Source organism: Bradyrhizobium jicamae (assembly GCF_018130695.1).
Taxonomy (GTDB): Bacteria; Pseudomonadota; Alphaproteobacteria; order Rhizobiales; family Xanthobacteraceae; genus Bradyrhizobium; species Bradyrhizobium jicamae_B.
Window position 1 is genome coordinate 74561 of sequence record NZ_JAFCJX010000038.1, and the last position, 6322, is coordinate 80882.

Below are 6322 nucleotides of genomic sequence, written 5' to 3' on the forward strand. Positions count from 1 at the left end.
TCCGCGGGGTTGGCCTTTCTGCCGTCCTTCGGTAAATCGGCCTGAGGCGGAGCGGCCATTTTGACTGCCGATCCCTGCTGCCTTGATCCTGATGCCTTGGGCGGGGCTCTTTCGGGAATGCTTCCTTCATGATCGCACTGGTCCGTATCGCGCTGAGCCGGCCATATACTTTCGTCGTGCTCGCGTTGCTCTTGCTGATTACCGGACCGCTGGCGGCGCTGCGCACGCCGACCGACATCTTTCCGGACATCCGCATCCCCGTGATCGGCGTGGTCTGGCAGTACACCGGCCTGCCGCCGGACCAGATGTCCGGCCGCATCACCACCCCGTTCCAGCGCGCGCTGACCACGACGGTCAACGACATCGAGCACATCGTCGCCAATTCCTACACCGGCGTCGGCATCATCAAGATCTTTTTCCAGCCAAACGTCGATATCCGCACCGCCAACGCGCAGGTGACGGCGATCTCGCAGACGCTCTTGAAGCAGATGCCGCCGGGCGCGACCCCGCCGCTGATCCTGAACTACTCGGCTTCCACCGTGCCGATCATCCAGGTCGCACTGTCCGGTGACGGCCTGACCGAGCAGAACCTCGCCGACATCGGCATCAACCAGCTGCGCACGCCGCTAGTCACCGTGCCCGGCGCCGCGATTCCCTATCCGTTCGGCGGCAAGCAGCGCCAGGTCCAGATCGACCTCAACTCGACGGCGCTGCAGGCGCGCGGCCTGTCGGGCCAGGACGTCGCCAACGCGCTCGCCGCGCAAAACCTGATCACGCCGGTCGGGACGCAAAAGATCGGCAGTTTCGAGTACACGATCAACCTCAACAATTCGCCGCTGCGGCTCGAGGAGCTCGGCGATCTCCCGATCAAGTCGGTCAACGGCGCCATGGTCTATGTGCGCGATGTGGCGACCGTGCGCGACGGCAATCCGCCGCAGACCAACATCGTGCATGTCGACGGCAACCGCTCGGTGCTGATGATGGTGCTGAAGGCCGGCGCCACCTCGACGCTCGATATCATCTCCGGCATCAAGCAGAAGGTGATCGAGGTCAAGGACCAGCTGCCGGATGCGCTGAAGATCGGCTTCATCGGTGACCAGTCGGTGTTCGTGCGCGGCGCGATCGAGGGTGTGGCCTTCGAGGGCGTGATCGCAGCGCTTTTGACCAGCGCCATGATCCTGCTGTTCCTCGGCAGCTGGCGCTCCACCATCATCATCGCGGTCTCGATCCCGCTCTCGGTGCTGGGCGCCATCATCATGCTGTCGGCGATCGGCGAGACGCTGAACATCATGACGCTCGGCGGCCTTGCGCTCGCCGTCGGCATCCTCGTCGACGACGCCACGGTGACGATCGAGAACATCAACTACCATCTCGAGCAGGGCAAGCCGGTCGAGCAATCCATCCTCGACGGCGCCAACCAGATCGTGACGCCGGCCTTCGTCTCGCTGCTCTGCATCTGCATCGTGTTCGTGCCGATGTTCTTCCTGACCGGCGTGGCGCGCTTCCTGTTCGTGCCGATGGCGGAAGCGGTGATGTTCGCGATGATCTGGTCGTTCATCCTGTCGCGCACGCTGGTGCCGACCATGGCGAACTATCTGCTGCAGCCGCATGTGCATCACGAGGGTGGGCCGCCGAAGACACGCAACCCCCTGGTCTGGTTCCAGCGCGGCTTTGAGGCGCGGTTCGAGCGGATCCGGGGCGGCTATCAGGGCCTGCTCGGGCTGGCGCTGGCGCACCGCGCGGTGTTCGTGATCGGCTTCCTCTGCGTGGTCGGCGCGTCCTTTGCGCTGGTGCCGTTCCTCGGGCGCAACTTCTTCCCCTCGGTCGATGCCGGCAACATCCTGATGCATGTGCGGACCCAGGTCGGCACCCGCGTCGAGGAGGCGGCCAACCAGCTCGCCGACGTGCAGAAGGCGGTGCGCAAGCTGATCCCGGGCGAGATCGAGACCATGACCGATAACATCGGCATGCCGATCTCCGGTATCAACATGACCTACAACAACACCGGCGTGATCGGCCCGCAGGACGGCGACATCCAGATCAAGCTGCGCGAGGGCCACAAGCCGACGGAAGAGCATGTGCGGGTGCTGCGTGAGCAGCTGCCGCGGCTCTTCCCCGGCGTCAGCTTCTCCTTCCTGCCGGCCGACATCGTCAGCCAGATCCTCAATTTCGGTGCGCCGGCGCCGATCGATCTGCAGATCCGCGGTGCCAATCTCGATGCCAATTTTGCCTACGCCAACAAGCTGCTGGCGAAAATGCGCAAGATCCCCGGCATTGCCGACGCGCGCATCCAGCAATCGCCGAATGCGCCGACCTTCAACATCGATGTCGACCGCACCCGCGCGCAATATGTCGGCCTGACCGAGCGCGACGTCACCAACTCGCTGGTCGTCAATCTCGCCGGCTCCTCGCAGGTCGCGCCGACCTACTATCTCAATCCGGATAATGGCGTGTCCTATTCGATCGTGATGCAGACGCCGCAATACCAGATCGACTCGCTCAGCGCGCTGCAGACGCTGCCGATCACGGCGACCGGCAACACCCAGTCTCCGATCCTCGGCGGCATCGCCGACATCAAGCGCACCAATTCCAGCGCCGTCGTGTCGCAATACGACATCCAGTCGCTGGTGCAGATCTATGCGACGCCGCAGGGCCGCGACCTCGGCGCGGTCGCAGCCGACGTTCGCGCGCTGATCGCCGAGACCGCCAAGGATGTGCCGAAGGGCTCCTCCGTGGTGCTGCTCGGCCAGGTGCAGACCATGAACAGCGCCTTCACCGGCCTGCTGTTCGGTCTGCTCGGCGCGGTCGTGCTGATCTACTTCCTGATCGTGGTCAACTTCCAGTCCTGGTCGGACCCGTTCGTGATCATCACCGCGCTGCCGGCTGCGCTCGCCGGCATCGTCTGGATGCTGTTCACGACGGAGACCACGCTGTCGGTTCCCGCGCTCACCGGCGCCATCATGTGCATGGGCGTCGCGACCGCGAACAGCGTGCTCGTGATCAGCTTTGCCCGCGAGCGCTACGCCGAATTGGGCGACCCGGTTGCCGCGGCGCTGGAAGCCGGCTTCGTCCGCTTCCGCCCGGTGCTGATGACGGCGCTCGCGATGATCATCGGCATGGCGCCGATGGCGCTGGGCCTCGGCGAGGGTGGCGAGCAGAACGCGCCGCTGGGCCGCGCCGTGATCGGCGGCCTGGTGTTCGCAACCTTTGCGACGTTGATGTTTGTTCCCGTGGTATTCAGTATGGTACACAAGAAGCAAGGCGCCATCGCCGCCGCCCCCTCGGAGATCCCGCATGCCGCCCACTGAACAGCGCCCGACGGTCTCGCGCCGGAAGCTGGGCATTTTCAGCGTGGTCGCCCTGATCGGGGCGGGCCTGATCGTCGGCACCGGCATCCGCGCCCGCGAGGAGCAGGGCACCAAGCTGAAGCAATGGACCGACGAACAGGCGATCCCCAGCGTCGCGGTGGCCTTGCCCAACGCAAAACAGCTCAGCGCCACCATCGACCTGCCGGGCCGGCTGGAAGCCTATTACCGTGCGCCGATCTTCGCCCGCGTTGCCGGCTACCTCAAGAGCTGGAGCGCCGACATCGGCGCCCGCGTCAAGGCCGGGCAGGTGATCGCCGAGATCGAGGCGCCCGACCTCGACCAGCAACTCTTGCAAGCCCGCGCCGATCTCGCCAGCCAGCAGGCCAGCGCCAAGCTCTCCGAAGCAACGCTGAACCGCCGCAAGACGCTGGTCGCCTCCAACTTTGTCTCCGCCCAGGAGATCGACGAACGCACCGCCGACCTCTCCAACAAGAATGCCGCGGTGAAGTCCGGCCAGGCCAATGTCGAGCGGCTCGAGGCGCTCGCCGGCTACAAGAAGATCACGGTGCCGTTCGACGGCGTGGTGACCTCGCGCGACACCGACGTCGGCGCGCTGATCAATGCCGGCGGCGGCTCGGGCCCGGCGATGTTCGTGGTCTCCGACATCACCAGGCTGCGCGTCTACGTCAACGTGCCGCAGAACTACGTGCCGGCGATCAAGATCGGCGCCAAGGCGACGATCACGCTGCCGGAATATCCCAACCGCACCTTCCCGGCGACGGTCGAAGCCTCGTCGCAGGCGGTCGACGTTTCCTCCGGCACCACGCGAATGCAGCTCGCGCTGGACAATGCGTCCGGCGAGCTGATGCCCGGCGGCTATGCCAGCGTGAAGCTCAGCCTGCAGCGCGACTCCACCCCGCTCAGCATCCCCGCCAGCGCCCTGATCTTCAACGGCAGCGGCCTGCGTGTGGCGACCGTCACGCCCGACGACAAGGTGCTGTTCAAGCCCGTCACGATCGGCCGCGATCTCGGCAAGGAGATCGAGCTCGCCTCCGGCCTGTCGCCGGACGACCGCGTCATCACCGCGCCCCCGGATGGCCTCGCCGACGGCGACCAGGTCCGCGTCGTCGGCCCCGGCGCCAAGGGCAAGCCGACCACCGCGTCGGAAAAGCAGGACGTGAAGGGGTAGCTTTTACTTCACCTCTCCCCGCTCTTCAGCGGGGAGAGGTCGAAATCCGCACAGCGAATTTCGGGTGAGGGGCATGGCACCAGATCGCCGCATCGACGGCCCATCCGACTCGTCGAATGACGGACCTCAATTGATGATCTTTATGCGGAAGCAGCCCCTCACCCCAACCCTCTCCCCGTGAAGAACGGGGAGAGGGGGCCTTCTAGGCCCGCCACTCCAGCATGCCGTCCGCAGCCGTGGCGATCTCGCCGACAGTCCCGACCGGCGTCCGGTCCATGTTCTGCAGATGTGCCAGCGTGGTCGCATCACCAGCCGGAATCCGCCCGAGGGTCCGCTTATCGTCCTCCGTCCGCAGTATGGTCACGCCATGCTCGATCTCGCCATTGCCGCGATAGATCACGGTGAAGGCCTCGACCTTGCCCTTGCCGCGCGCCTCCGTGACGAACTCCGGCACCTTGCGGCGGTTTCGATCCGCTTCGGTCTGAACGCTGGTCTCCTGCTGCAGCGCCGCCTTCGGCGCCGTGCGCGACAGCACCAGGCCATGGTGCTTGGTGACGAACCCGCCCTGGCCGTAGAGCAGGCCGAGCCTGCCGCCATCCCGCAGCTTGCGCACCATCGCAACCGCCGCATGCGTCATGTAGGTGTTGAGCGGCGCGCCGAAGAAGGTGAGTCCGCCCGTCACCGTCGGCTGCACGTCAGGCCCGAGGCCGAGCGTGCGCCGCGCCATCTTCGGCACGCAAGGAAAGCAGCTGTAGAGCTCGATCGCATCGAACTTCCGGCCGTCGCCTTCGACAAGGTCCATCACCGCCTTCAGCACCGCGGTCTGCGGATGGCTCTCGAAGAACTGGTCGCGGACGAGATAGTCGCGCGGCTCTTCCGCCGAGGCGCCGCCGAGCGGGTAGATCAGCTTCTCCTCGGGCACGCCGGCGGCGCGCGCTTTGGCGAGGCTGGTCAGGATCAGCGCGCCGCCCATGTTCACGGTCGGGTTCGCTACCATCAGCTTGGTATACGGCCAGGCGATCAGGCGATTGTCAGGCGTCGGCGTCGTGATCTCGTCGCCGGTCAATCGCTTCTTCATCCAGGAGCCTGGATTGTCGGCCGCGACGCGCGCATAGGTCGACCACAGCTCGCCGGATTCCTTCAGCGCCTCGCGCGGCGTCTGGCCCCAATGCGCCGAGGTTGCGGACTCGTAGAGCGGATAGACCGTGATCGGCCGGAACACGCCGAGCGTCACGGCCATCGGCTTCTGGAACGCGGCACCGCGCTTCGGCTCCTCGACGTCATGCGCGAACGGCGTCCAGGGTAGCTCGACGCCGGCGCGCTGCGCCTTGGTCGCGGTCGACTGCGCCTCGGCGCCGCAGACCGCGGCGACCTCGCATTCGCCGCGCGCGATCCGTTGCGCCGCCTCGTGCAGATAGCGGATCGGGCTCTCGCCGCCGACCGGGCCGTAATAGAGATGCGTGGGCGCGGCACCGAGCCGCGCCGCCAGCTGCTGCTCGGGATCGCGGTAGCGCCAGCTCAGGAAGTTCACGACGTCGAGCGAGCCGATCTCACGAAGCAGCTTTGCCCCGCTGTCCGCCTCCGCGCGCTTCAAAGCCTCCTCGAGCAGCGCGAGTGGTTCGAGACCGGCGGCGATGTCCTTCGGGCGATCGACGACCTCGCCGACGCCGACGATGACGGGAATGCGGTTGTCGGGGAGGTGGTTGATCATTCTTGTTGGTTACCTTCTCACATAGTCAGCGAGAGCCGTAGATTCCATGGGCGGTGAGCGTGGCCTCTCCGATAGGTTTGGGTTTCCACACTCGAACCCACGGAGAGTCAGATG

The 6322-nt window shown here is 65.9% G+C and carries 3 protein-coding genes; 2 read left to right on the forward strand and 1 reads right to left on the reverse strand.

What is annotated here, in order from left to right; all coding sequences use genetic code 11:
* The first annotated feature begins 128 nt into the window (after positions 1-128).
* Both JQ604_RS36630 and JQ604_RS36635 read left to right on the forward strand, forming a co-directional pair.
* Positions 129-3308 carry an efflux RND transporter permease subunit gene (locus JQ604_RS36630; RefSeq protein ID WP_212365602.1) on the forward strand — a complete coding sequence of 1060 codons (3180 nt, stop codon included), beginning with the start codon at positions 129-131 and terminating at the stop codon, positions 3306-3308.
* Entirely contained in the window at positions 3295-4497 is a 1203-nt protein-coding gene (locus JQ604_RS36635; protein WP_212365603.1) for an efflux RND transporter periplasmic adaptor subunit, read from the forward strand. The genes JQ604_RS36630 and JQ604_RS36635 overlap by 14 nt, the downstream gene beginning before the upstream one ends.
* A gap of 202 nt (positions 4498-4699) precedes the next feature.
* On the opposite strand, the gene JQ604_RS36640 is transcribed toward JQ604_RS36635, so the two are convergent.
* Positions 4700-6208 (reverse strand): acetyl-CoA acetyltransferase, encoded by a 1509-nt coding sequence (locus tag JQ604_RS36640; protein WP_212365604.1) that lies wholly within the window; start codon positions 6206-6208, stop codon positions 4700-4702.
* Positions 6209-6322: the final 114 nt, after the last annotated feature.

Bases quoted from the DNA above. Each gene is read 5' to 3' on its own strand.
- JQ604_RS36630 (WP_212365602.1), top strand. From the start codon at position 129: ATGATCGCACTGGTCCGTATCGCGCTGAGCCGGCCATATACTTTCGTC.
- JQ604_RS36635 (WP_212365603.1), top strand. From the start codon at position 3,295: ATGCCGCCCACTGAACAGCGCCCGACGGTCTCGCGCCGGAAGCTGGGC.
- JQ604_RS36640 (WP_212365604.1), bottom strand. From the start codon at position 6,208: ATGATCAACCACCTCCCCGACAACCGCATTCCCGTCATCGTCGGCGTC.